Source organism: Bradyrhizobium sp. ARR65, from assembly GCF_000472385.1.
GTDB lineage: Bacteria > Pseudomonadota > Alphaproteobacteria > Rhizobiales > Xanthobacteraceae > Bradyrhizobium.
Window position 1 is genome coordinate 1 of the sequence record NZ_AWZU01000058.1, and the last position, 24,399, is coordinate 24,399.

17 protein-coding genes and 4 pseudogenes are annotated in these 24,399 nt (G+C 57.8%); 10 read left to right on the forward strand and 11 right to left on the reverse strand.

All coding sequences use genetic code 11. From position 1 onward, the window contains the following. Window positions 1-114, forward strand: a pseudogene (locus tag F758_RS50295) (IS630 family transposase); the annotation flags it as partial. A 58-nt stretch (window positions 115-172) separates the two neighbouring features. On the opposite strand, the gene F758_RS0137160 reads toward F758_RS50295, so the two are convergent. Then, complete coding sequence (locus tag F758_RS0137160; protein WP_024512598.1) at window positions 173-1,252, reverse strand: IS630 family transposase; 1,080 nt, start codon at window positions 1,250-1,252, stop codon at window positions 173-175. A 445-nt stretch (window positions 1,253-1,697) separates the two neighbouring features. Further along, complete coding sequence (locus tag F758_RS0137165) at window positions 1,698-2,345, reverse strand: LuxR C-terminal-related transcriptional regulator (protein ID WP_024512599.1); 648 nt, start codon at window positions 2,343-2,345, stop codon at window positions 1,698-1,700. 505 nt (window positions 2,346-2,850) lie between these two features. Here F758_RS0137165 and F758_RS0137170 point away from each other — a divergent pair. After that, window positions 2,851-3,771, forward strand: a complete 921-nt coding sequence (locus tag F758_RS0137170) for a LuxR C-terminal-related transcriptional regulator (protein WP_024512600.1) — start codon at window positions 2,851-2,853, stop codon at window positions 3,769-3,771. A gap of 35 nt (window positions 3,772-3,806) precedes the next feature. On the opposite strand, the pseudogene F758_RS50300 reads toward F758_RS0137170, so the two are convergent. Then, a pseudogene (locus F758_RS50300) lies at window positions 3,807-5,010 on the reverse strand (IS3 family transposase). A 463-nt stretch (window positions 5,011-5,473) separates the two neighbouring features. Between F758_RS50300 and F758_RS0137190 the strand changes: the two are divergent. The 7 genes and pseudogenes from F758_RS0137190 (at window position 5,474) to F758_RS0137215 (ending at window position 13,782) form a co-directional block, all read left to right on the forward strand. Then, on the forward strand, window positions 5,474-5,881 hold the full coding sequence (locus F758_RS0137190; RefSeq protein WP_157450346.1) for a VanZ family protein: 408 nt from the start codon (window positions 5,474-5,476) through the stop codon (window positions 5,879-5,881). A 196-nt stretch (window positions 5,882-6,077) separates the two neighbouring features. Then, a pseudogene (locus tag F758_RS45455) lies at window positions 6,078-7,144 on the forward strand (IS110 family RNA-guided transposase). An 810-nt stretch (window positions 7,145-7,954) separates the two neighbouring features. Then, entirely contained in the window at window positions 7,955-9,451 is a 1,497-nt protein-coding gene (locus F758_RS0137200; RefSeq protein WP_024512604.1) for an undecaprenyl-phosphate glucose phosphotransferase, read from the forward strand. A gap of 580 nt (window positions 9,452-10,031) precedes the next feature. Next, window positions 10,032-10,259, forward strand: a pseudogene (locus tag F758_RS52365) (transposase domain-containing protein); the annotation flags it as partial. A gap of 823 nt (window positions 10,260-11,082) precedes the next feature. After that, a complete protein-coding gene (locus F758_RS53560) occupies window positions 11,083-11,688 on the forward strand; it encodes an NAD(P)-binding domain-containing protein (RefSeq protein ID WP_198026658.1) in 606 nt (201 codons plus the stop codon). An 88-nt stretch (window positions 11,689-11,776) separates the two neighbouring features. Continuing rightward, window positions 11,777-12,763: a polysaccharide deacetylase family protein gene (locus tag F758_RS0137210; protein WP_051387154.1), complete on the forward strand. Its 987-nt coding sequence runs from the start codon at window positions 11,777-11,779 to the stop codon at window positions 12,761-12,763. After that, complete coding sequence (locus tag F758_RS0137215) at window positions 12,760-13,782, forward strand: polysaccharide deacetylase family protein (RefSeq protein WP_024512607.1); 1,023 nt, start codon at window positions 12,760-12,762, stop codon at window positions 13,780-13,782. The genes F758_RS0137210 and F758_RS0137215 overlap by 4 nt, the downstream gene beginning before the upstream one ends. A 3-nt stretch (window positions 13,783-13,785) precedes the next feature. Here the strand turns inward: F758_RS0137215 and F758_RS0137220 are convergent, their stop codons facing one another. From F758_RS0137220 to F758_RS0137235, 4 genes are all read right to left on the reverse strand, one after another. Beyond that, window positions 13,786-14,616 carry a heparin lyase I family protein gene (locus F758_RS0137220; RefSeq protein ID WP_198026659.1) on the reverse strand — a complete coding sequence of 277 codons (831 nt, stop codon included), beginning with the start codon at window positions 14,614-14,616 and terminating at the stop codon, window positions 13,786-13,788. A 287-nt stretch (window positions 14,617-14,903) separates the two neighbouring features. Next, complete coding sequence (wecC, locus tag F758_RS0137225) at window positions 14,904-16,166, reverse strand: UDP-N-acetyl-D-mannosamine dehydrogenase (protein WP_024512609.1); 1,263 nt, start codon at window positions 16,164-16,166, stop codon at window positions 14,904-14,906. After that, a complete protein-coding gene (gene wecB, locus F758_RS0137230; protein WP_024512610.1) occupies window positions 16,159-17,277 on the reverse strand; it encodes a non-hydrolyzing UDP-N-acetylglucosamine 2-epimerase in 1,119 nt (372 codons plus the stop codon). Before wecB ends, wecC begins: the two co-directional genes overlap by 8 nt. A 3-nt stretch (window positions 17,278-17,280) precedes the next feature. After that, a complete protein-coding gene (locus tag F758_RS0137235) occupies window positions 17,281-18,075 on the reverse strand; it encodes a WecB/TagA/CpsF family glycosyltransferase (RefSeq protein WP_024512611.1) in 795 nt (264 codons plus the stop codon). A 499-nt stretch (window positions 18,076-18,574) separates the two neighbouring features. Here F758_RS0137235 and F758_RS45460 point away from each other — a divergent pair, with 499 nt between their 5' ends. Next, complete coding sequence (locus F758_RS45460) at window positions 18,575-19,036, forward strand: glutathione S-transferase family protein (RefSeq protein ID WP_349543842.1); 462 nt, start codon at window positions 18,575-18,577, stop codon at window positions 19,034-19,036. Here F758_RS45460 and F758_RS53565 read toward each other — a convergent pair. The 4 genes from F758_RS53565 to F758_RS0137255 form a co-directional block, all read right to left on the reverse strand. Beyond that, window positions 18,940-19,656: a polysaccharide lyase family 20 protein gene (locus tag F758_RS53565; protein ID WP_502689211.1), complete on the reverse strand. Its 717-nt coding sequence runs from the start codon at window positions 19,654-19,656 to the stop codon at window positions 18,940-18,942. The genes F758_RS45460 and F758_RS53565 overlap by 97 nt on opposite strands. A gap of 518 nt (window positions 19,657-20,174) precedes the next feature. After that, window positions 20,175-21,413 (reverse strand): glycosyltransferase family 4 protein, encoded by a 1,239-nt coding sequence (locus F758_RS0137245; RefSeq protein WP_198026660.1) that lies wholly within the window; start codon window positions 21,411-21,413, stop codon window positions 20,175-20,177. Between the two features lie 14 nt (window positions 21,414-21,427). Beyond that, complete coding sequence (locus F758_RS51200) at window positions 21,428-23,032, reverse strand: lipopolysaccharide biosynthesis protein (RefSeq protein WP_283805900.1); 1,605 nt, start codon at window positions 23,030-23,032, stop codon at window positions 21,428-21,430. After that, complete coding sequence (locus tag F758_RS0137255; RefSeq protein WP_157450348.1) at window positions 23,025-24,386, reverse strand: O-antigen ligase family protein; 1,362 nt, start codon at window positions 24,384-24,386, stop codon at window positions 23,025-23,027. The genes F758_RS51200 and F758_RS0137255 overlap by 8 nt, the downstream gene beginning before the upstream one ends. Between the last annotated feature and the right edge of the window lie 13 nt (window positions 24,387-24,399).

Genomic DNA, 24,399 nt, shown 5'->3' on the forward strand with positions numbered 1-24,399 from the left:
CTGCACAATAAGAAGCCGAAACCCTTCAGATGGACCAAGTCCGCGGACCAGATTTTGGCTTCCGTCAAACGCTTCTGCCACAAAGCCCAGCAGACATTATGTGGCGAACTTTAGATTCACGTGACTAGTCGCGAGGCAAAAGGGCCAGTCCACGACCATCCCGATCCGGTAGCTAGTGGATCGAATCTAACAGTTGGTGCCCTCGTTTGACGGCGGCGATGATTTTCTCAGGGTCTGCGGCCCAGGTGAAGGGCTTTGGATTGTTGTTGGTCTCGTCGAGGAAGCGGTTGATAGCGACCTTGAGCTCGCGGACGGATCTGAAGACGCCGCGCTTGAGGCGGCGCCGTGAGAGTTTGGCGAAGAAGCCCTCGACGGCGTTGAGCCACGAGGACGAGGTGGGCGTGAAATGGAAGGTGAAGCGCGAATGGCGATCGAGCCATTTGCGGACCTTCGGATGTTTGTGGGTCGCATAGTTGTCGAGGATGACGTGGACGGCCTTGTTGGCGGGAACTTGAGCCTCGATCTGGTTGAGGAAGCGGATGAACTCCTGATGCCGATGCTTCTGCATGCAGCGCCCGATGACCTTGCCTTCGAGGACGTCGAAGGCGGCGAACAGCGTGGTGGTGCCGTTGCGCTTGTAATCGTGCGTCATCGTCGCGGCGCGTCCCTTCCTCAGCGGCAGACCCGGCTGGGTACGGTCAAGCGCCTGGATTTGGCTCTTCTCGTCGACCGAGAGCACGATGGCATGCTCGGGCGGGTTGACATAAAGCCCCACCACGTCATGCAGCTTGTCGACGAAGTTGGGATCATTCGAGAGCTTGAACTGCCGGATGCGATGCGGTTGCAGTCCGTGCGCGCGCCAGATGCGTTGCACCGAGCTTGCGCTGATGCCGGCCACATTCGCCATCATGTTTGCGGTCCAGTGAGTGGCCTCGGCTGGCGGATCGTTTTGGGTGAGAGCCACCACGCGTGCCGCGACGGCCGCTCCGAGCGGCGGAATGCGCGAGCGGCGCGTCTTGTCGTGCAGAAGACCCTCGAAGCCTTGCTGCATGAAGCGCTCCTGCCAGCGCCAAACGCAGGTCTTGGACTTGCCGGTCCGCCGCCTGATCTCATTGGTGCCGAACCCGTCCGCGCTCAACAACACGATCTCGGCCCGCCAGACGTGTTTCTGCGGGGCATTACGATCCCGCACGAGTGCCTCCAGCCGGAGGCGATCGGACGGACTAACAGTGATGGAAATACCGGTTCGCATGCGCCAGACTCGCATGCAATCGGCTCTGGGGGAATCCCTTCCGGGATTCAAATGTCAGATTTGATCCACTAGCGAGGCCGCTATCGACAGCAAGGGATAATGGGGGCGCCGACTCTCCAAGACCCAATAGCCATTATTCCATGAAAGCGGTGTCGGTCTTGCCTTCTTGGATCGCGGCGCGAGCGGCTCCGATACGTCTCTAGCACGTTCGCTTTGTTCAACGCGACCTTAGCGATCGTTCGAAATGTCGCAGAACGGAAGTCAATGCGTTGCGCGTGTCATAGAAGCGGCGAGCAAGCTGTGCATGCACATCAGGAGTTGGTCGCTGCGATGGTGAACGACCCGCGCCAGGCTGACGACGCTACCATTGCTAGGCGATCTGCGACCGCAATTGATGATGACTGCGCTATGCCATCAAGCGCAATGCTTCGAGCGCGCTCGGGATCTATTCAAGATTCCGCTCTGTCAAGATGGCGAGCGCCGCTAGCACTGTCCGGTTGCTGACATCAAGCTTCTGAAACACGTGATGAAGATGGACTTTGATAGTCCCGTCAGTAATGTTCAATTTGCGCCCAATTTCCTTGTTCGACAATCCTTCGGACACTAGGCGCATGATCTGACGCTCCCGGTCTGTCAACACTGTCAGCACATTCTCCGAAATCGCGACCTTTCCTTGCTCACGGGATACCACCTGCTTGGAGGGCCGTAGCGGTAGCAGCCTCTGACCATCCGCGACCTGGCGCAAGGACCGCACGAGACTCTCGGGCGTCACATCCTTGGAAATGACACCAAAGGCGCCAGCAGCGGCGGCCGTGGCAACTTCGCGGTCGCCGGCCGATGCGGTGAAAAGAACAAGCCGAGTGGGTAGGCTCTCGGAGTTCGCGGTGGCGAGAACTTCCCATCCCGTCAGACCAGGCATCGAGATGTCGAAAATTGCGATGTCGGGGATCAAACGCCGAATGTTTTCTATACAGCTTGCCCCGTCACTCGAACGCGCAACAATTTTGAAACCGCTCCCTGCGCCGAGTGCGTAGGTCAAACCGAGCAGAACCACAGGATGACGGTCCGCAATTACCACGCTGACACAATGCATGAGCGGTCCTTAACCCATGCCCCCTAGTGAAACACCGCTCGTTCGCGCAGGTTTCTTACACCCGAAACTTAAAAATACGCAAATAGCATGCAATCTTGACCCAATACGGATTGGCGCGCCACGAATGGTCTGGGCGGATGCTGATGAATGTCCTTCTATTACCGATCACCGCTTGTTCCGCAGTCGGACTGGGCATCAAAAAGCGAGTCTCGTATCTCTTTACTGAGAACGCTACTACCAATGGTCGCATATACCTTAAGATATATAGGGAGATCGGGAATTCGAATTTAACATCCACCAAAAACGTTCGCAAACGGCCGGGAGACGCTTTGGCGGTCTGACCGTTTCATGAAAAAATCTAGAGAAAGAGATCCCGGACTGAACATTCTGAATATCTCGACATCAAGATTTTAGGCCGTCGACAAATCATTACGCCAAATCGGAAGAGCCGTACACCTAAACGGTCCGGAGAGATTTTAATTGCTTGCAGGCTGGGAGGATTATCATGCGTAGGAGGCAGTCTTTTGCGACTATACTAATCGGAAAAAGTGTTTTGCTTCGAGAAGGGCTTTCAAAAATTTTGCGCACCGAAAACTTCCGTATCCAAGGCTCCGTGTCCTGCGCATCTGATCTGATCCCGATCTCGTTCCAACAACAACACCAGCCGCTGTTTCTTATTATCCATACTGGCGACGACTTTGAATTCACTCTTGAACAGATTGAACTTGTCCGCGAACAGTATCCGAACGGGCGTATCGCGGTCGTGGCCGATCACTATGGGCTGGACGAATTACTCTCAGCATTCCGGGCAGGCGCACACGGTTGTCTCGTCGACATCGCGACGTGCGATGCATTTATAAAATCCATCGAGCTTGTGATGATGGGCCAAACAATTCTCCCACCGGCCTTGCTCTCATTCGTTCGCGACATCGAAACCGCTCCTCCCAACGAGACTGAGCCGCACCGCGAAATCGACCGCGCGGTTCCCTTCAGGAGAGAGTACACCTCTGCACAGGATGCGACTGCGCCACAGCTATCACCGAGGGAACAATTGATATTGCGGTGCTTGATAAAGGGTGACACCAATAAATGCATCGCGCGCAAAATCGATATCGCCGAAGCGACCGTGAAGGTTCACGTCAAGGCAATCCTTCGCAAGATCCGGGTTCAGAACCGGACTCAGGCGGCTATTTGGGCGATGAACAACGATTCTGTGACACCGTCAACGGACAAGGGCCTTCCGCCCACAATCGCCAAGGTGGGCACGTCCCTTCCGAAATCCAGCGGCGCGATCGCCGAGGTACCGGCACCGTTACGCGTCGTCAGGCATGAAATAGATCAGCTCGAGATAGTTCGCATCAACGACCATTCGCTTCGCAATGCCATCAATGGAAAGACTGCCGGCACGTCACGGTTTGGCAAGTAGTCGACAATCGTTACATTTGATCTTGCCCGCAACTTTTATCCAGTCCTGAGTTCGCCCTGGTCGTTGGATTTGCCCGGTCGGGCGCTGGAGAGACGGGCGTTGGCGCGGAGCCTTCGGCATAGCGCAGCGCCAGATCCCAGCGCGGTTGGTAGGCCATGGCGAACTCGGAGGGCGTTTTCCATCCGAGCTGTGAGTGTGGTCCGCCAATATCCGAATGCGACGCCGGCCTGGGCCGGCGACGTGAAAAGCGCCTCGTTCAACAATTTCATCCCGCAGCCGCCCCTCTCGATGAAGGCGTTCTGTATGGGCTTGCCCGGCGCGATGTAATGCCATGCGACGCGGCTCTGATCGGCCCAGGGTCAGGATGGGATTGCTGGTGAACTCGCTGCCGTTGCCGCTGACTGACCACCATCTTCGGCTTGCCGCGCTCAGTCACCAGTCGCTCCAGTTCCCGCGCCACCCGGATGCCCTCGAGCGAGGTGACGGCCACCAGCGCCAGGCACTCGCGCCTGCAATCATCGACCACGGTCAGGATGCGGAAGCGGCGGCCATCGGTGAGCTGATCCGAGACGAAGTCGACCGACCAGCGATCGTTCGGCACCATCGGCGCCGTCTCGGCGCCCGGGTCCCGATCGCCCGCTTGCGGCCGCCTCGGCGAGGAACTGCGAGCCTCTCTTCCCGGTAGAGTCGGAAGAGCTTCTTGCGCTTGATCAGATAACCCTCCCGCTTAAGCAGAACATGCTGGCGCCGATAGCCGAAGCGACGGCGCTCCTGCGCGATCGCCCTCATGCGCTGGCGCAGGGCGGCATCACCCCCGGGTCGTCTGCTATCCGATGGCCAAGCGGCAACTGCCGATGGCTTTACACGGCCGCCGTTCGCTCCCGTGGGCATCCATGAGATGCGCGACAGCTTTCCGCTTGGCGGCGGGCGTCACCACGACTTTCCAAACAGGTCCTTCAGCGCCGCGTTGTCCAGCATGGCATCGGCCAAAAGCCGCTTCAGCCGCGTGTTCTCGTCCTCCAGCGCCTTCAGCCGCTTGGCTTCCGAGACCTCGATCCCGCCGAACTTCGCTTTCCGCTTGTAAATGCTGACGTCGCTGAGGCCGTGCTTGCGGCATAGATCGGTGGCTGAGACGCCCGCCACGTGCTCCTTCAAAATCCCGATGATCTGTTCTTCCGAAAAGCGCTGCGCTTCATGCTCTGGTCCTTGTCTTGGGCCCGAGCGAACTTCAACATGGATTAGTCCGGGGCAAGTTCACTTTCCTTTATTCGCCGGAATGATGGGCGGCCTTTTTCGGGCGGCATTGAATGGCTTGGACTGCGCAATGGCAAAGTCCATTGTACATGAGGTGGGCCAAAGTCGTGCGGGCTGGCTACCCCGTTTGGTGGGGGCGCGACATCCGAGTGGTCGGCTGCATCCGCGATCGCCTCAGGGTAATTTGCGGGATGTTAGAAGAAGATCCAGGCGGGCTGAACCGAATTGATAGCAGCCTCTCCGCTCTACGAGGCGTTCCACTTTCGGCGTAGCAAACGCCATCCTACCAGATCGCTCGGCAGTGATGGCAATGAACTGCCGTCGCTGGCCTTCGAGATTGGAAACGAAGTCGGCGTCTCCTCTACATCAGTAGGTTTCCTTATCGTTCATCCCAGCCCAACGCCGATAGAGAAGAAGCGGCCACGGGCTGGACAGCGAGAGGTCGAGAGTGGGTATCGATACGCGTCATAAGCTCGCTTCAATGACCGCATGGGCGTGTCTGCTGTTTGTCGCGTCGGTTACACTTTCACCCGCTTATCTGAGGCCACGGTTGCTGGAAAACGAACCAGCCTGGATCATCATTTTGGAACATGTTGGCGCGTTCGCGTTGATGGGCTTTCTATTTTCTGTGGTCTATTCCCGAACTACGCTTGTTTGCCTTCTCGTCCTCGGGAGTGCCGTCATCCTGGAATTTCTGCAGCTAATCGCTCCAGATCGCGATCCGCGCGTCATAGACGCGGTTCAGAAGCTGATAGGGGGAGGAGCCGGCATAATTGCCGCCAGGATTACGTGCGCTCTTATCTTCGCGGATTCCGGGCCCGCACCTGCACCCGCGATGGAGAAGGAGATAAATTAGTGTCTGGTAGAATGATGAACAGTTAGGAGTTTCGATCGCGAATTGCTGCAGATATTCGTATTAGCCTCACTCCGTCCGGAATCCTAGCCGTGCTTGACGTTGCCAGCCGCGGTACCGCTAAAGGGATGGTCCGGCCGTGCTCCCGCCCCGCCAGTGACAGAAGCTGGCCCGGGGCAGCGAAGACAAGGAGCACGCCATGTCTCAGCAATCCAACAGCTGCGCAATCGCCGTGATCGGCATCGATATTGGCAAGAACTCATTCCACGTCGTAGGGCACGATCAGCGTGGTGCGATCGTGCTGCGACAGAAATGGTCGCGCGGCCAAGTCGAGGCGCGACTTGCCAACCAGCCACCGTGCCTGATTGGCATGGAGGCTTGCGTCGGCGCGCATCATCTCAGCCGTAAGCTGCAGCTACTCGGCCACAATGCCCGGCTGATGCCAGCCAAATACGCGCGGCCGTATAGCAAAGGACGGAAGAACGACTTCCGCGATGCGGAGGCGATTGCCGACGCGGTGCAACGCCCGACCATGAAGTTCGTTGCCACCAAGACCGCGGACCAGCTTGACCTGCAGGCCCTGCACCGTGTCCGCGAGCGCCTGGTCAGTCAGCGTACCGGCATCATCAATCAGATCCGCGCCTTCCTGCTGGAGCGGGGCGTTGCGGTGCGGCAAGGGTTGCGTTTCCTGCGCGCCGAGCTGCCCGGCATCCTGGCAACGCAAACCGATGTGCTCTCGCCCCGCATGTTGCGCATCCTTGAAGATCTGTCAGCAGACTGGCGCCACCTGGATGCGCGGATCGAGGGCCTCTCGGGCGAGATTGAAACGCTCGCCTATCAGGATCAGCACTGCGAGCGGCTGTCCCCGGGATTGGTCTGATCATCTCGAGCGCGATGGTGGCCGCGATCGGCACCGGCGAGGTGTTCTCAAAAGGCCGCGACTTCGGCGCCTGGCTCGGGCTGGTACCGAAACAAATCTCGACGGGAGACCGGACTATCCTCGGCAGCATATCAAAGCGCGGCAATCGCTATCTGCGCGCTCTCTTCGTTCAGGCCGCTTGGGTCGTCCTGGTCAAGCTCGGGCCAAAGCAGTGGGAGCGCTATCGGCTCAAATCATGGATCGAGGCGGCCAAGAAGCGACTGCACTACAACGTGCTTGCCATTGCGCTGGCCAATAAGCTTGCGCGCACCGCGTGGGCGGTTCTCAACAAGGGGCACGCCTTCACGTGCGTCAAGACCGATGCGATAGCATCCCGTCCAGCGTAATCCTTGCGCCGTGCTCGGGGCCGTCAAGGCGTGGCCTGGCAGCATGGACGCGAGAGGCGAGGCCTGCGCGACGGCCAGCCTTGACCGCCCCTGCGCGCGGCGCGTCCGTGGCTCGCAGGTCGGGACGAAGGAACGGCCGCCAGGCACGAACAAAGGAACAGCGCAAGCAAGATGAGGAGAGCTATCGATGAGGTAGCCTAGTTTGCCCGCCGAGGTCTGCGAGAGGATGAGGCGACGATGGAGGATCGGTCTTCCCGGCGCATGCCAACACTGGTGACCCAAATGGCCCGGTCGAGGCCTGTCCGCTAATCCGATCGCATGCGCGCTGATATCCATGATGGCCCGGAGCACACGCTCCAATCAGAGGCCGGATACATTGATGCAAGACCGTTATTTGCCGGGATCGACGAAGCCTCTTGCAACGCGCGGCCGGACCATACATTGGGTCAAGGTGGAGTTTGACACAACACGATCGGGAGATCATGTGTCCTCGAATCGCGCTCAGTATTCGCTGGCATGAAGTGGGCGGATCCGCTGGCGACAGCGGGAATACCAAGGCCGCTTCTCGGATCGCTACGCTGAAGCAACGCCTTTTCCTACTGACAATCGCTTGGTCTCTCCCGTTGGGATGGGGACCTTGAGCTGATTCCTGTTCGGCATTTCTAATGCCGCACTGCCACGGCTGAACGACCGATGTAGCTAACCCTCATGCTCTACCCACTTATAGCAATTCCCACTCCGGGACCCGAATGGTACCGAAAAAGCTGCCTGCTTTGGCTTGGACGGACAGAGGGCGAGTCGTTAAGTGACATGAGCTATGCGTCCTTTACCAACTTGCCGGCCTCCACCAAGTTTCCGACGCGTCCGGTCGCTGTCGGCACGGAACTCTCAGCTTCCCTCGGCAAGCGCCGGTTGACTGTCGTGCTAATATCAGCGGCAGCTATCGAATTCTTGTTCGTCGCGATCGCTGCCTATTTCGCAGCCGTGCTGTATCATCGGGTGATCCTGCTGTACTGGCCGGAATCGGCCAAGTACATTCCCGAAGCCCTCCTGATTGCCACCCTGAATCTGCTTGTTTCCATCGGGCACCGGCAATATTCCCGAATCCAGACGCAGCCCCGCCATGTTTTCTTGTGGAACGGCGTTAGCGGCGTGTTCCTCGTATTCTTCTTCTTCCTCTCAATAGTGTTCGTCCTGAAACACTCGGAAGAGTACTCGCGCGCTACGGTCATGGTCCAAGCCGCGACTGTCTGCCTAGCGGTACTCTGCACACGAACAATATGGTTCTCGTTACTGCAGCGTGCTATTGCATCGGGCGTGGTCGATGCCAGGCGCGTCATTCTTATAGGAGAGCCGAGTCACTGCTCGCATTTTGCTGCTCGCGCGATGGCTACTGGAATCCGCACCATCCGCTCGTTCAACTTTCCAGAGACCCCCACGCACTGCTCAATTCGTGCGCGCGCCGGCGCGATCCGAGCACTATCTGATTCCCGCCAACTCGTCGCGGATTGCCGGCCCCTTCGAGCGGATGACATCATCATTTTGATTTCGCAGCAGGATGTCTCCTCTGCCCTCGCGCTTGCCGGCGCCCTGTCGGATCTGCCAGTTGATGTTCACGTCGTCCCTGTGGGATCTCTTGAACTGATGGCCATGTCGCGGATAACCCAGTTCGGCAACATGGTGACGATGCGCATCCTGCAGTGCCCGCTTACACCTTTCAACCGAGCAGTCAAGCGAGCATTCGACGTCGCCGGTGCAATCATCGGCCTTATTTTTTTGAGCCCTCTCTTCGTTATCGTTTCACTCGCAATAAAGCTCGATTCCCGTGGACCCGTGCTATTCCGCCAGACGCGGCACGGCTACAACAACGAGCCCATTCGCGTGCTGAAGTTCCGAACGATGACCGTGATGGAGGATGGCGACAATTTCAAACCAGTCACCAGACACGATCCACGTGTGACCCGTCTGGGACGCTTGCTACGCCGCACAAATATCGATGAGCTTCCGCAGTTGGTCAATGTCCTGGCCGGCGACATGTCGATCGTCGGCCCCCGTCCACATGCAACCTCGCAAAACGAGACGTTCGCCGAACTGATTTCGTCATTTTCTCGTCGCCACAACGTCAAGCCCGGCATTACGGGCTGGGCTCAGGTCAAGGGGTATCGCGGCGACACCGATACCCTCGAGAAAATGCAGCGACGCGTGGAACACGATCTATACTATATTGACCACTGGTCTTTTCTATTCGATCTCCGGATCATCCTCCTCACGGCTTTCTCCCGGGATGTATATGTGAACGCCTATTGAGAATTTTGAAAGGCAAGTACTTCGTCGGCCGACAAACCACAACGTGATTAACACGATCCGCAAGTACTCCTTATCCTTCGCAGGTCCAACCCGAACGGTTATCCCGGATTAAGATGTACGGCAGACCAAGAAATTTCGCTTGAGTCTGAAACGTGCCTCCATTGACGGTCAACTCACCCCCAAACATCGCTTATGCTTTCTCTCTCGCCGACTGCTGCGATAATCGTCGGGAGTTGGCGCTTGTTTGCTGTGTGATCTAACGTGGCATTTCGTACGCGCGATAAGGTGTGCTGGCCGGGCTGCACACAGATTCATCGGAGTCATCCCAGCGGCTATGGCTGACAGCCGGGCGAGAGGTCCATGCGGAGCTTACAAACACTATACTTGTCGATGAGGCGTTTCGTGCTTAGAATATTGCTCTTGCTTGGAGCTCCGAAAACGATTTGAGCCTGCCAATCAGGATCACAGCTGCACGCCGAACGATATGTTCTCTTTGAGTGTCCATCCCCATTGGACGACACGGTGGTGGAGTCGGGATCACGGGGCCGGCTGGTCCTCCCGCGACAGGCCTCCGGGTAGCGCAGAGAACTGCGCCTGCATTGCTTCATTCATCGAGACCTGCAAGCTAACGGGCGTCGATCCGCAGGCCTATCTCACTGACGTGCTCACGAAGCTCGTCAACCTCTGGCCTGCAGCTCGCATCTACGATCTCACGCCGTGGGCTTGCCCGGCCGCCGCCTCGCGCACGATGAGCGGAAGACATTCGGTCCACCCGTTGCGACATCCACCATTGTTAGCGTCTGAATGAACGCGCCGGATACGGACATTCCACCGTGCGCAACCAGATCCGCTTCGCAGTAGCCCGGCGGCGGTGATCCCAATCATTTGAACGTGCGCACGGGAAGTTCGCGCCGTACGGCAGTGGAGATCCCGCCCGTCGCCTCCGTCCGGCCGCTGCGATCTTTATGTCTGTCAGCAGGCGATCATGGTAGCCGCACTCACTCTCAAAACTAGCGCCCGCTCATCGGCAGAAAGCTTCAACCTGCCGTGCCGTTCGAGAGCCGGGGGCAAGAACGGGATCATCGCGAGCAGCCGGCTTGCTGCAGAGCCGGTCGAACGGCTGAGAGCGCCCGGATGCGTGCTTGTGATGCCATCCCGTGACGGTGCAAAGCTCGTCAAGGATCCCTCCCTTCTCGAGCCGACCGCTCGCTCGATAACGCTCGGCAACCGCTGATGTGATCTCGCGCTTTCCGCATGCTGATCTTCGCTGCCATACCCGCCACGACTGATGCAGCGGCGCCGCCCTAGACACGACAGGGAGGTTATGCGGTAACATTTTCAGTGAGGTTGCGGGGGCCAATTTTCCATGTCGCCCGACATTACGTCACCGCCGACGCGCCGTCCGCTCGGACGAGAAGCAGGGAGGCCGCCGTGGGTAATCCGAAAGGGTCCACACCTCGGGCGAATTCTAGATATAGTTCTCTCATCCGCATGAGCGACGGTCAGAGATGCCCAAGAAGGCGTGTCTGCAGGGACCATGCGATCCGGACCTTTCGGGTTGCCCAGGTCACTGCGGCGGTTTTGTCCCGACAAGGCGCATTCTGCACCGAAGACAGTAATTTGGGATGAGAATGACCGCTCTGTCGGATCTGCCGGTAGCGATCATTGGGGCAGGGCCCTTCGGTCTCTCCATCGCAGCGCATTTGCGGTCCCGCGGCATGCCATTCCGAATCTTTGGTAGGCCTATGCACCGGTGGCGGACGCAAATGCCGGCAGGCATGTTTCTGAAGTCAGAATGGGACGCCTCAAGCCTTTCCGATCCGGCCGGACGCTACACTCTCCAGAAATTTTGCGCAGAGGCCGGGCTACCCTGCGAAAATGGGCCAATTCCTCTCGACACGTTCACCCGATACGCAACGTCATTTCAGCGGCGTCTGGTTCCCATCGTCGAGGATGTCATGGTGACATCGCTCGACAGGAGACCAGACGGATTTGAACTGAGACTTGCGAACGGCGAGCGCGTCAGGGCCAAAAGAGTTGTGATCGCGACCGGGTTGTCACACGCCCAATATATTCTGCAGGAGTTGCCGGCGGAGTTGCGATCACACAGCAGTGCTCGCCACGACCTGAGCCAGTTCAAACATCGTAGGGGCGCAACGAGTTCGGTTGGATGGATCAGGTCCAGGAACGTGGGGCGCCGGCGCGCTGGCGCGGGTCAAGTGCGCAAATCGGATTAGGCAATATGGCTTGTGGCACTTTGGCAGGGATCAAATGAGGCAAGTCCTGACAACTGGGATTTTGTACGGCATGCATTGGACGGGGCTGATGGCGGTATTCCGTCAGCTATTTTCCGGACAAGCGGTCATTGTAATGTTTCATGAGATTCAGCGGGATTTCCGGCACGAGCTGATGACCGGCACATCGGTTGAACTCTTCCAGCAATGTCTGTCGTCGCTCCGACGGCAAGGATGGAAGATCGTCACACTTGATGAGTGTTTGCACGCGTTGTCCCTAGGCGACCCGAAGGCGCCCAGGTATGCGGTGATAACGTTTGATGACGGGTATCGAGACGTCCTCTCTGTGGCGCTTCCGATCCTAGAGCAGGATAACGCGCCATTCACAGTCTATGTGCCAACCGCTGCCCCAACCCGCGCCTTGAAATCATGGTGGCTCGGAATGCGGGAAATATTTCGCCGAGCGGACCACGTCACGATTGATCCGATGGGCGTCAGGTTCGATTGTTCGGACTTTCTGAGCAAGAAGAAAGGATTGAAGGCGGTAGTTAAATGGGTCCACGAGGATTATCGTCGCGCTGCTTTGCTCGACCGTACTTTCGAGACCCACCGTATCTCGCTATCGGCCTTGAACGCCGCATATTTTATGGACGAGCGAGAACTGCAAGCGCTGTCTCGTCATCCTCTCGCATCTATTGGAGGTCACTCCACCTCGCATGCGGCGCTTGCGACCCTTGACCCGTCCTCGGCCCGAGCCGAACTTGAGGACAATCGCATGTATCTAGAAACCCTCCTTGGATTGCCCGTTCGGCACCTGGCCTTTCCCTATGGTACCCCCGGCGCATGCGGTCCGCGCGAAGCGCACATTGCCGAGCAGGTTGGCTTTTCAACTGCGGTAACGACACGGAAGGGTCACTTGGATGGCGCAAGTGTTAATCGTTTCTGGCTGCCCCGCATCGGGCTCGGCTGCCATCCACGAATCTCGTTTGAGGCCAACTTGAGCGGCGTCCACGTGGCGGCGCAGGCGGTTAGCAACGCCGTGTCAGTGGACCTGCCACTAAGGAGCCGTGCCAAATGAATCCTGTTCTGAAAAGTTGCCTATTCTACGGCGCCGGCCGTGTTGGACAACTGCCCGGCTTTCGCACACTCTTCGCCGGTAGAGCAGTCATCATCGTGCATCATGAAATTCAGCGTGACTGTCCGTCCGAGTTGATGACAGGCGCTTCGGTCTCGCTATTTGAATATTCAATCAAGTGGCTGCAGCGCGAGGGATGGTCCATCGTCAGCTTGGATAAATGTCTTCAGAAACTGGCAACGAATGATAGATCGCGCCGGTACGCGGTTCTGACTTTCGACGACGGTTACCGCGATAATGTCTCGGTAGCACTTCCGGTCCTAGAGCGGAATAACGCGCCGTTCATGATGTACGTGCCGACGGGCGCCCCCACGCGATCCATGCAGTCGTGGTGGTTGGGCCTGCGCAAACTGTTTCTCTCGAGAGACAAGATTACAATCGATGCGCTAGGTCGCCAGTTCCACTGTTCCACTATCCGAAGCAAGATATCGGCGTTTGACGAGGTGCGCCGCTGGGTTCATCAGGATTATCGGCGCAGCGCGATGCTCGCGCCGACGTTCAAACAGAACGGGATTTCTCTGTCGGCATTGAACGACGAATATTTTTTGGACGAGCGCGAGCTTCGCAAGCTTGCGTGTCATCCGCTCGCGTCGATCGGCGGCCACACTACGTCGCATCCGGCGCTTGCGACCCTGGATAACTCCTCAGCGCGGGCCGAATTGGCCGATAACCGCAGTTATCTTGAGAATCTGCTCCAATTGCCCATTCGGCACGTTGCATATCCGTTTGGTACCGAGAGAGCGTGCGGTCGTCGTGAGGAGCGTTTGGCGAACGAAGTAGGCTTTCAAAGTGCGGTAACAACCCGCCAGGAGCAATTGCACGACAAGGTGAACTACTTTGCTCTCCCTAGAATCGGCGTTAACAGTCGGTCGGACTTCCGGGCTCGAATGAGCGGCATTGTTGAGGCGGCGCAGGCGCTCCGTAAGCCGAAGCAGGGTACGACTTCAGGAGTGCTGACGTGATGATCACTCTTGGGGCAGCTCCGATGGCACGGCGGTTACCCGCAGATCTTTGTAGTTAACCGCGATCGGTTCGGCGGAGCCTCGCCCGCGATAGATACCTTGCTTCCAATAGTACGTCTCATCGGCTCCGTATCCTATCGCTCCACGATAGCTGACAATTTTGACTCCATCCCGCCAAACATTGAGGGCCCCATTCGTCATGTCGCCGAACTTGACTTGAATGCTCATAGAATAATATTGCCCTCGCTTAATAGAGCTGGGATCTGCGTAGATGTCCTTCTCCTTGCCGGGGCGATCCCGTATGATGATGTACATATGCTCGCCGTACATTGCGACGGCGAATGGAGGCGAACCCCTCGCCTTCGTTTGGTGAAATTGCCCGATGACCAGCCATGGTGAAGTATTTTTCGGTCCGGCTTCTATCATAAATCGGTAAGACACGTTTATAACTGCCCCGGATTTATAAAGTGATTGGAGGTCGATTTCGGAACGCTCAGCCCCATCGCCATTCAAGAGATCGCTCCAAGCGGCGTTGCTCCAATGATCGCCGCTTCGTACTTCAAATCGGAGCGTGCGGGTATCCGGCGAGGTCAGGCTCCAACTTTGGTTTGCGTTCTGCACATGGGCGCGGAGTCCACCGATCATTATGGTCGAGTCATTGGCGCTTGAGAACGAGCTGATCGCCCCATCCGTTACAGTTCCGGCGGTGGCAGCGGGCTCGGCTTGTGTAAGCTCGGCCGCAGTAAAGTTGTGAGCGCCTGCGGATGACGTGCCAATAGGCGTGCTGCCTCCGCTGTTTGCGAACACGAGACCTGGGAAAGCGATGAACTCCAACGAGGCTAGCGTTATCAGTGACGACAACCTGCGTTGTCCGAACAACCTGATTGATCGGGGTAATGGGCGAGCACATTCCGTTGTCCCGCATACCCATCCACGCCTCGTTGACATATCTCTATCCTGCGATGCATGCTCGACGTTTCGAGCCGGATTAGCAATCGCGATTGCATCGGTCTTACTATCCTTGAGCAAGTCGTTGCACCGCGTTATCGTGACGCCCGGATCCGAATAGAGGGTGGCAACTTCGCCTGAGCTGAATCCGTCGAGTTCGGTTCGAGCCTGCATCATGTCCGCCGCGGCATGTCCTGCCATATGCCGCGAGTGTCGATGACGTCCAGGTGACGTCGTTCGGCCAGCGGGACCATTTTGAATTCATCATGGTCGACGAGGAGAATCGCGATCTCGCAGCTGCGCAGTGCCTCGTCGATGTTCATGAATCCGACCTGATGGTCGGCCAGCTCAGGTGGCAGGCGGCGCAGGTTTGGCTCGACAATCTTGATGCGCGCTCCGTACTTGACCGCTAGATGCAGTGCGATCTCCATCGACGGGCTCTCGCGGAGATCGTCGACGTTCGCTTTGAAGGTCAACCCGCAGCAGGCGACATTCGCATAGGGGTGGTCTTCGATGAGAGCGCAAGCCCACTCGACCACCTTCTGCGTCTTGCTAAGGTTGACTTCCCGACTCGTGCGCATCACGCGCGTGAGCTCCGGCGCCGAATCGATGATGAACCAGGGGTCGACCGCGATGCAGTGCCCACCCACGCCCGGACCCGGCCGCAGCACATTCACGCGGGGATGACGGTTCGCGATATCGATCACTTCCCAGACGTTGATGTCAAACCTGTCGCAGATCAGGGAGAGTTCATTCGCAAAGGCAATGTTGGTATCGCGGAACGCATTTTCGGTCAGCTTGACCAATTCAGCGGCGCGAGCCGTCGTGGCGACGCAGGCGCCACGGACGAACGACTTATAGAAGCGCTGCGCGCGTCGCGTGCATGCAGGCGTAACGCCGCCGATGCATCGGTCGTTGTTGACGAGTTCAGTCAAAATCCGACCCGGCAAGACGCGTTCGGGACAATAAGCGACGTAGATCGCCCCATTCTCCGTGCCGTTCGTGCCTATATGGAGATCCGGCCTGCGCTCACTTATCCGCCTCGCGATCCCCTCGGTGGTGCCGATCGGCGAAGTGGATTCTAGGATCACGAGATTACCCGGCGCGAGCAGGTCCAAAATGCTCTCCAGAGCGGCATTCACGCTCGACAGGTTCGGCCGGTGTTCGCAATCGACCGGGGTCGGTACGGCTATGATGAACACGTCGGCTGGTTGCGGCTTAGCCGATGTCGTTAGCGCACCGCCCGAAACGACCTTGGAAACGAGACCGTCAAGATCGGGCTCGGAAATGTGAATGGCCGCGGAGGCCACAGTTCTAACGACGTCTTCCTTGGTATCGACGCCCAGAACCTGCATGCCGCGGCTGGCGATCAGGGCCGCGGTCGGCAGCCCGATATACCCAATTCCAATCACTGCAACCTTCTGAAACTCAGGCATCGAGCAGCACCTTCAGGATCCGTTCACTTGCGTGGCCGTCGCCAAATGGATTGTGGGAGCGCGACATGGACGCGTAGGTCTCGTCGTCGTCGAGCAAGCGGAACGTTTCCTCTACTATGCGGTCGTAATTGGCGCCAACGAGGCGCGCCGTGCCGGCTTCAATCCCCTCAGGACGTTCGGTGGTCTCGCGCATCACAAGGACAGGCTTGCCAAACGTGGGCGCTTCCTCTTGGACCCCGCCGGAATCGGTCAACACCAAATGGGACAATGAGAGCAAACTGACAAAATCGGTGTATTCCTGTGGCGAGATAAGGACAACGCGCGGATGGTTTGAGAGCTCGCCCGCGAAAACGTCGTGGACGTTGGGGTTTGGGTGGACCGGAAGTACGACGGCGACGTCCTCTCTCCTCAATATAGTCTGCAGGGCATTGACGATGTTCAGAACACCGCCGCCGAAATTCTCGCGACGATGGCAGGTGACCAGGATGATCCGGCGGTTGCCGTGGTGCGCTTTGATGCCGTCCCACCGCGACGAAAGGCCGGGATCTGCCTCAACCATGGCCTTGGCCAGGATCAGCGCGTCGACCACGGTATTGCCGGTGACGTGAATGCGCTCAGTTGATACATTTTCCGACCGCAGGGCCCGTGCCGCGCGCTCCGTCGGCGCGAAGTGTTGATCGGCGATCGAGCCTACGATCTTTCGGTTCACCTCCTCCGGCCACGGGGCATAGATGTCGCCGCTCCGCAGCCCCGCCTCCACGTGCGAGACCGGAATGCGATGATAGTACGACGCCAATGCGCCGGCCATCGCCGTCGCTGTGTCCCCCTGCACGATAACCCTGGTCGGCCGGACGCGATCCAGCACCTCTCCGATATTGCCGAGCAGCCGCGCGGTGAGATGATCCAGCGTCTGGTTGGTCGTCATCAGATTCAAATCGAAATCGGGCACCACGTTCGCCAGCTTGAGGACCTGGTCGAGCAGTTGCCGATGCTGTGCGGTGGCGCAGACGGTGATCGCGATATCCCTTTCACCTTTGAGACGGTTAATCACCGGAAATAGCTTGATGGCTTCCGGACGGGTACCCAACAGAACGAGAAAGTGCTTCTGCACGTCTCAGCCTCCGATCCGGCCCGTCTCGGGCGGCGGCGAGCTGCTCGCCCGCGGTGCGATGCCCAGGCTTTGGCGGACAATGGCCTGGGCCAGAACGCCGGCGAACAATGTATTGGTCTTGGCGTAACGCCACCACATGCGTCCCGGCTCTTGATAGACGCGGTACAGCCATTCGAGCCCAAGGTGCTGGAGCCGGACCGGTGCACGCCGTACCGCGCCGGCAAGAATATCGAAAGAACCGCCGACACCCATGATGAAAGGGACGCTAAGCGCATCGCGGTGCGACCCAAGAAAGCGCTCTTTGCGCGGCGTCGGCATGCCGATAAAGAGACAGTCGGCGCAGCTGGACCGAATTTCACGGACCACATCAGCTTCCTGTTCGCGTGTGAAGTAGCCGTCCCTGAGGCCGGCGAAGGTGATCGAGGGATGCTTGTCCCGAACGTGCCGTGCCGCCTGTTGCAACACGTCAGGCTTTGCTCCGAGAAAGTATGGCTTGAAGCCTTCCTTTGCGCAGACTGTGAGAAGCTCGTTGAGCAGATCGATACCGGTCACCCGCGTCTTCACCGGCAGCCCTAAGGCCCGCGCGCCCCACACAATGCCCATGCCATCAATGCTGATAACATCGCTATTGGCCACATCGGCAGCGAGAACCGGATCAAAGCGCATGTTGACGAACTTGGCGACGTTGAGTGCAACATGTTGCACGCGCTGTTGGCTATGCATCGCCTGGCGCGCGAGTTCGATGGTGTCGGCCATGGTCAGGATATCAATGGGACATCCTAGAAATGACGCACGCATTCTGCCGCCTGCCACACCGTCAATTCTCCCTCACCGACGCCGTCTCCGACAGACCGAAACAGGCGCAAGTCGATGATCGACAGTATAGCCCAAGTCCCCACGCGTGGGCTTTCCAATTGGAGTTACCCAATTCGGTACTGAGCATGTTTTCCGCTTACTGGACGCCCCGTCCTCAAGACGCGGCATGAAGCAGATTCAGGACATGGAGCCAGGAGATGTGCCGGAAGACTGCTTGGCCGTTTGCTCAAGCGTAGACACAAGCCGATCCGTTCCAAAAAGTTCGTGAACCAGGAGGGTTACCGTGTGGCGCGATGCTCACGCCGACGTTCAACAGAATGGGATTTCTCCTGCTGTGTGAAATGATGAACATTTCCTGAACGAGCGCGCGCTTTGCAACTTAGCGCGGATCCGTTCGCGTCGATCGGCGGCCACACAACGTCGCACCCGACGCTGGCAAAGCTCGATGTGTCGCAGAAGTACTTTCGGTTGCTTAATCCAGATGATGAGCAAACGCGCCGAGTGGGAGTTGCTCGAGGCCATTAGTGTCTATTTCCACCACGCCATACCGAGGCTTGGACCCGACGTCGAGGTTTATCAGAACGCCGAGTGGCGGTTGCGTCAGCGCGACAAAGCCCTTAGGTGGATGCGCTACTTCGATGCTGTTCTAAGGACGCAGCCGTTCGTGGCCGGTGAGGCGTTCTCGATGGCCCATATCACGGCGATAGGCGGTCTGATCTTTGCGGCGATTCGTGAAACTGTCAGTGCCCGCGAAGTGCAATGCTCTTTAAGCCTGGTACGCAAGGATGCAGGAGCGTCCCAGCGTAAAGAACCAGCCATCGATATCGGCACCGAGCAAGACACGTGTCAGCTTTTCAAAGCTCGCGCGAAAACGTCCGTAAAGAACATCTTCCTGGTTTTAATTTCCGGGGGGGCACTTAAGTATTTCCACGAAGGAGTATAGACTCCAAATTTGAAATAGGGAGCCAATAGGTTGTCGTAGCAGTTCGCGCCGCGCCTTTGGAAGATTAGATCACCGTCCTTTTCGACTTCCACAATCCCGTCCCCATCCAGCGACCACCTGGTACGAAAACTCCAACTACTCCACTTTCCACGTTCAAACGGCTGCGACCATGGAACATCAGTTCGAATGCCCCCTCTTTGATCGACCCACGTTGGCACCCGCCCCCGAGCTGTCCGGAGAACCCAGGTATCGTTGAGTAAGCTCAATTCTAGTGGGGGAGCGAGGCCCCACTCACCTTTCCAAATATCCGGGACGTTGTGCATTTGCATCACCACGACTTCATTTTGGTCTGACTGCCAATCCGGTGGCACGAAAATCTTGAACCCATACTCATAAAGTTGGTGAAACTCTGTTGCCTTCAATCGGAATTCGGATCGATGACTCCCTTTAACGAGCGGGTCATGAAAGTTTATCTCGAATCTCACAGCGCTCTTAGAATTCCAGTTTGGCGCGTCAACAACTACTGCCGCCGCATTACAGCAAACTTGCTTTGCCAAGCCATTCCATCGTGAAAAGTCGCGAGTTGCGAATTCATCGTACATGGGGATTCGCCCCATCATGAAGGTGGTCGAAAACAAGAAAGCGACCTCAGCTGCACATGCGATTAGTAGGGCAAGGGCTACGCTCGCGGCTGCCAACTTGACGGACGACACTTTGTGCACGCCACACCTCAAAGGGCCGACGACGAGTACTTTGTTCGACACGATGGCGCTCCAAACATCTAAGACCCGCCGCTTAAGGGATCGAAGATCTCATTACAATAATGGCAAGGCTTCCCACGTTCGCCTGCGAGTTGGGGTTACCCCATTCTGCCACACCAATGTTCTCTGTTTGCTGGATGCGCGTCGTAAACGCTGGTCACGAACCAGGGTTGGGACATGGTACCAGTAGCGAGACTCCGATCGCGCAATCGAAGCGATAGACCGAGTACCGCAACCACGCAATGTATTCAGCTCAGAGGCCTGTTGAATCGTGCGCAGGCTGTGAACGGTGCCAAAAAGAGCGCCTGGACAACGTCCGTTCAGCGCCCGACCACGCTTCCGCCGTGAAATACCATCACGGCAGCAAGACTGCTGCTTCAAGATCCTGCCGCCTTTCGCCAAGTCGAAATCAGTCGGGTAATATAAGTGTTGATCTCAAATCGCTCGGCATAGTCACGGCGTGCCGCCTCGCCTAGCCTTCGCCGCAACTCGCCATCCTCCAGCAACCGATGTAGGGCACCGGCGAGCGCCTCGACATCTCCAACCGGCACGAGTAGGCCGTTGCGTCCGTGATCGATGACTTCAGGCACCGCGCCAACCGGCGTTGCAACCACGGCCAGGCCATAGGCAAAGCCTTCTATCACAACCATCGGAAGATTTTCCACGAAGGACGGCAGCACTAGGATATCTGTGCGACCCAGCAGCGCTCTGGTTTCGTCAGGGCCAAGCCACCCCGGTATTTCCACGCGATCGGCAATTGCGACCCGTTGAGCATGCGAGCGACTTTGAGCCAACTCACCACGTCCAGCTATTGTCGCCGACCAGGCGGCGCGCGTTGATAGCTTTCCGAGTGCATCGATGAGTTGCGGAACGCCCTTGCCTGGTCCAACATAGCCCAGGAAGGTAATCTGGATCGGCTCGCCATACGCCCGGCATCGATTTGGCGCGCTCGGAAAGGTGGTCGTGTTCGGAAGAATCGTGATCTTTTCCTTTACACCTGGCAGCCGATCCACAATGAGGCGCGCCCAACACTGACCCAGAACAATGATCGCGGCGCTGTCCATGAACAGTCGGTCGATCCTTCGAGCCAAGTATGTTCTGGCGCCCTCCCAAGATTGGCCGAAACGGCCGCCGTGAAGATGCACGACGTAGGGAATCCCGAAATAACGCGCGAGCGCCGCGATCATGAGCTTGCGATATATGCTACCTCCCCACGCCAGTTGAATGTGTAGCAGGTCAACGTCATGTCGTGCCATCGCAATCCCAACCTCAATCAGCGCGCGCACATAAACAACTGGCCACCACCTCTTTTCGCCCCTGGTCACCAGACGTTCTACCTCAACATCGAGATCCTTGCGTTGGCCAATGGTCTCAACGATGAGATCCGTCAAGCGATCAATTCCCCCTCGGCCAAACCGGCCGAACGGTGTGGCCACCATTACGCGAAGTACATGCTTGTCAGTTCTCTCATCGGCGGGAATCCGCGCCTCTTCAGTGGGAGCATCCGCGGTTTTAGGAGTCCACGCGGCGATCGTGACATTGAGGCACCCGACGTCTCGGCTTATACGTTCAGCTTTACCTCGACTATTTCGGACATCGTGGACCGAGTCAGCCATCTCATCCTCCCCGATCAACGTGTTAGCCAGATCGTCATTTTGCGAGCACCAGACCACGATTTGGGTATCACGCTCAATGCTACTTCTCGCTCTGCTGGCCGTATCGGACGCAGCAGGAGAATGGCCCCGATCATCGCGGCCACGCATCCAGCGGCGACGGCCAATGCTGCGCGATCCGATGCAACTCCGATCAATTCTTTGATGGCTAGACCCGCCAGGATGATGAGAAGACTTATCAAGACGAATTCAGACATTCGTACGAGGTCGATGGCACGACCTACGACATCACGTCGATAAACAACTAGAAAGATGCAAAATCGAACAGCGCTCTCTATCAAGGGGAACGCAAGTACGCTCCAAATGCCGTACCTTCCTATGGTCACATAGATCGCACCGGCCGACGCCAATCCCAATGGCGACAGGAGCATGAAGACCCTCTGATTGAAGTTCAGATTTCCTACAATTTCAAAGATCCTATAGGCTGTGTTGATGGCCATCATCCCCGCAAGCACCGGCAACACGAAGAAATATTCAGCATATGCTGGCCTTGCGAGAATCCGGACGATCGCTCCGCCGGCGACCGAAGTGGCTGTTACGAGTGCAAAACTGCAAACGAGATCGAGCTTGTAAACAAGGGACAGCGGGGCGAACAGCTTTTCGCGCGATACTCCCCGCGCCATATTGGCCATGACCACCGGTTCCAATGCCGGCAGCACCAGGGTCCCTGGAAGACCACGCTGCAGCGCTCCCAGCAGGCTTTGTGCAAAGGAAAACCCGGCAAGAGCCAGTACGTCCAGGCCGGTGGCCGCTACTAGCCGCACCACGGAAGGGTTCGACACTACCCAGGCAAAGAGGGCCAGGTAAATCTTCGCCGCAAAGCGTGGCGCCTGCTTGACGTCGACAGGCATATTGGTGTCGGCGGCGACCTGGCTTCGCCACAATGCGGTAACTGTCGGCACGAGAAGGACGACAATGGTCGCCAACGCCAGCACGGCAGTCGCGGCGCTGATCACAACAACCAACTCGGCGGTCGCCGTGTGGCCCGTCGCAAGAAGCAGCACGACCGTGCCAAAGCGGCTGACGACTTCCACGGTCGTCGCGATTGCCAACCGGGTATGAGCAACCCACGTCTGCGCCAGCGCATCGGCATCACCGAACATGCTTGTCGCAATGTACCAAATGGTGAATGCGACGCGAGTGGTAGTGCTAAGCCTTTCAGACGTGAACCAGTCGAGGACGCCGTATTGGATAGCGATAAGGAACAGCGCAATCCCGGCAACACGCGCTACACCGATCCCAAGGCCAAGCGCGATCAAACCGTCGCGCTCCCTGCGCATCGTCAGATCGGGGACAAACCGGTACACCGTCCTGTCGACGCCGAACGATAGCAGGTTCTGCCCGAGCATCAGTGCGGCAAGAAGGACGGCATAGGTCGCGTAATCCCCGACCGGCAGCCTCTTAACGACGAGGACCTGAAATCCGAATGCGAGGATCAAATTCAGGGTTCTGGCGCTGATATGAATGCAAAGCGCACGCCTGAGTCGAGGCCAGACGTAAATCCCATCTTGTCGCCCGGAGACCGGGCTCCCGCGCGCGCTTACGTGCGTTTGGCTATACATGATCAAGGCCCCGGCCGAAACTCGGGGTCCATGCGCTGAGCTCTCGAACTTCAAGTCTTGCTCTTGTTGCGAGGCCCGCCGCCAGCGCAAGCAGTACGACTGCGTAATTGCTCTCGGTTATCAGGAACGATTCGATGCAGTTTGCGCCAAGCACGTACATGACGATAGTAAAGGGAAACCCGCTCAGATGGCTGAGGTGAGCGGGCGGAGCGACAACAAGCCGCCCGGTTGCCTTCAAGAGCCATATTATAACAGCCAAGCAGATCCCAAGCCCGAAAAAGCCAAAGGCTATCAGTACCTCGAGATATCCATTGTGGCAGTGCGCATATATGGTTCCCGTCGCGGCCAAAACTTGGGGTTGGACCACGTAGTCAAAGCCGGCCCGGTATCCGTATCCGAGGAGGGGCTGCTGCTGTGCCAAGCCGAGCAAGGCGTCCCACAAGGGGATACGACCTGTTAGATCCGGTTGCTTATGGAGAATGGCAAGCCCTGCGGAAAACAGTTTGGGCGCAAGCACCATCAGAGGCAGGACGGTGACGAGCATCAAGACGAGGACGGAGCTGCGGTGAGCGGGCTTCAATCTGGTCAATGCTTGCGCGACCAGCAGGGCCAAGGGAACGAAGGCTGCAGTCAGGAAGCCGCCACCGGAGTCGGCCCCGATAAGGCACGCAACCGAAAGAGCTACAATCCCGTAACGAAAGAGACGGTACGACCATATGAGCCTCCCATAGCAGAGCAACAAAGCCATGGTAAGGCCCGCAACGTGCCCCAAACCAGTCCGATGGGTAAAAACCCCGCGCCAATCCCCCTCTAGCGTGTTCCCGGCATAATCTGATGGATTATGTATTGCATAGTACGGGAAAAGGTACACCCAAGCGACGCTGAACAAGATTGCGAGCGATAGGACACGGCCTAACAGGCGAATGGCGTCTCTCGTACTCATCACAGTCGCAATCGAAAAGCCGAACAGCACCGTTCCGAACAAGGGGACGCTCTTTCGAAACGTGAACTCGGCATCCGGAGACCACAACATCGACGCAAACGCCAAGGCCGGCATCAAGAAGATAGGCCAGGTGCCGAGTGCCATATCGCTCGCCCGACGTGAGCAAAGGAGAACTGCGCCAGCAGCAACAATGGCGGATGCAGTCAGGATCTGGACAGCTACGGATGGTGATCCGTCGATCGCGAGACCGGGATTCTCTCCAGACAATTGCATTCGAAACGCGCCGAATTCGAACAGCAGACCGACCGTGAGAAAGACGATGAGAAATTTATTGGCAGGCGTACTCGCTGAACGGCGGGACACGTCCACGGCGCGGGTTGGGCGGGCGCCCTTGCGGACGTCAACGGCCAAGGGTGGAGCTGCC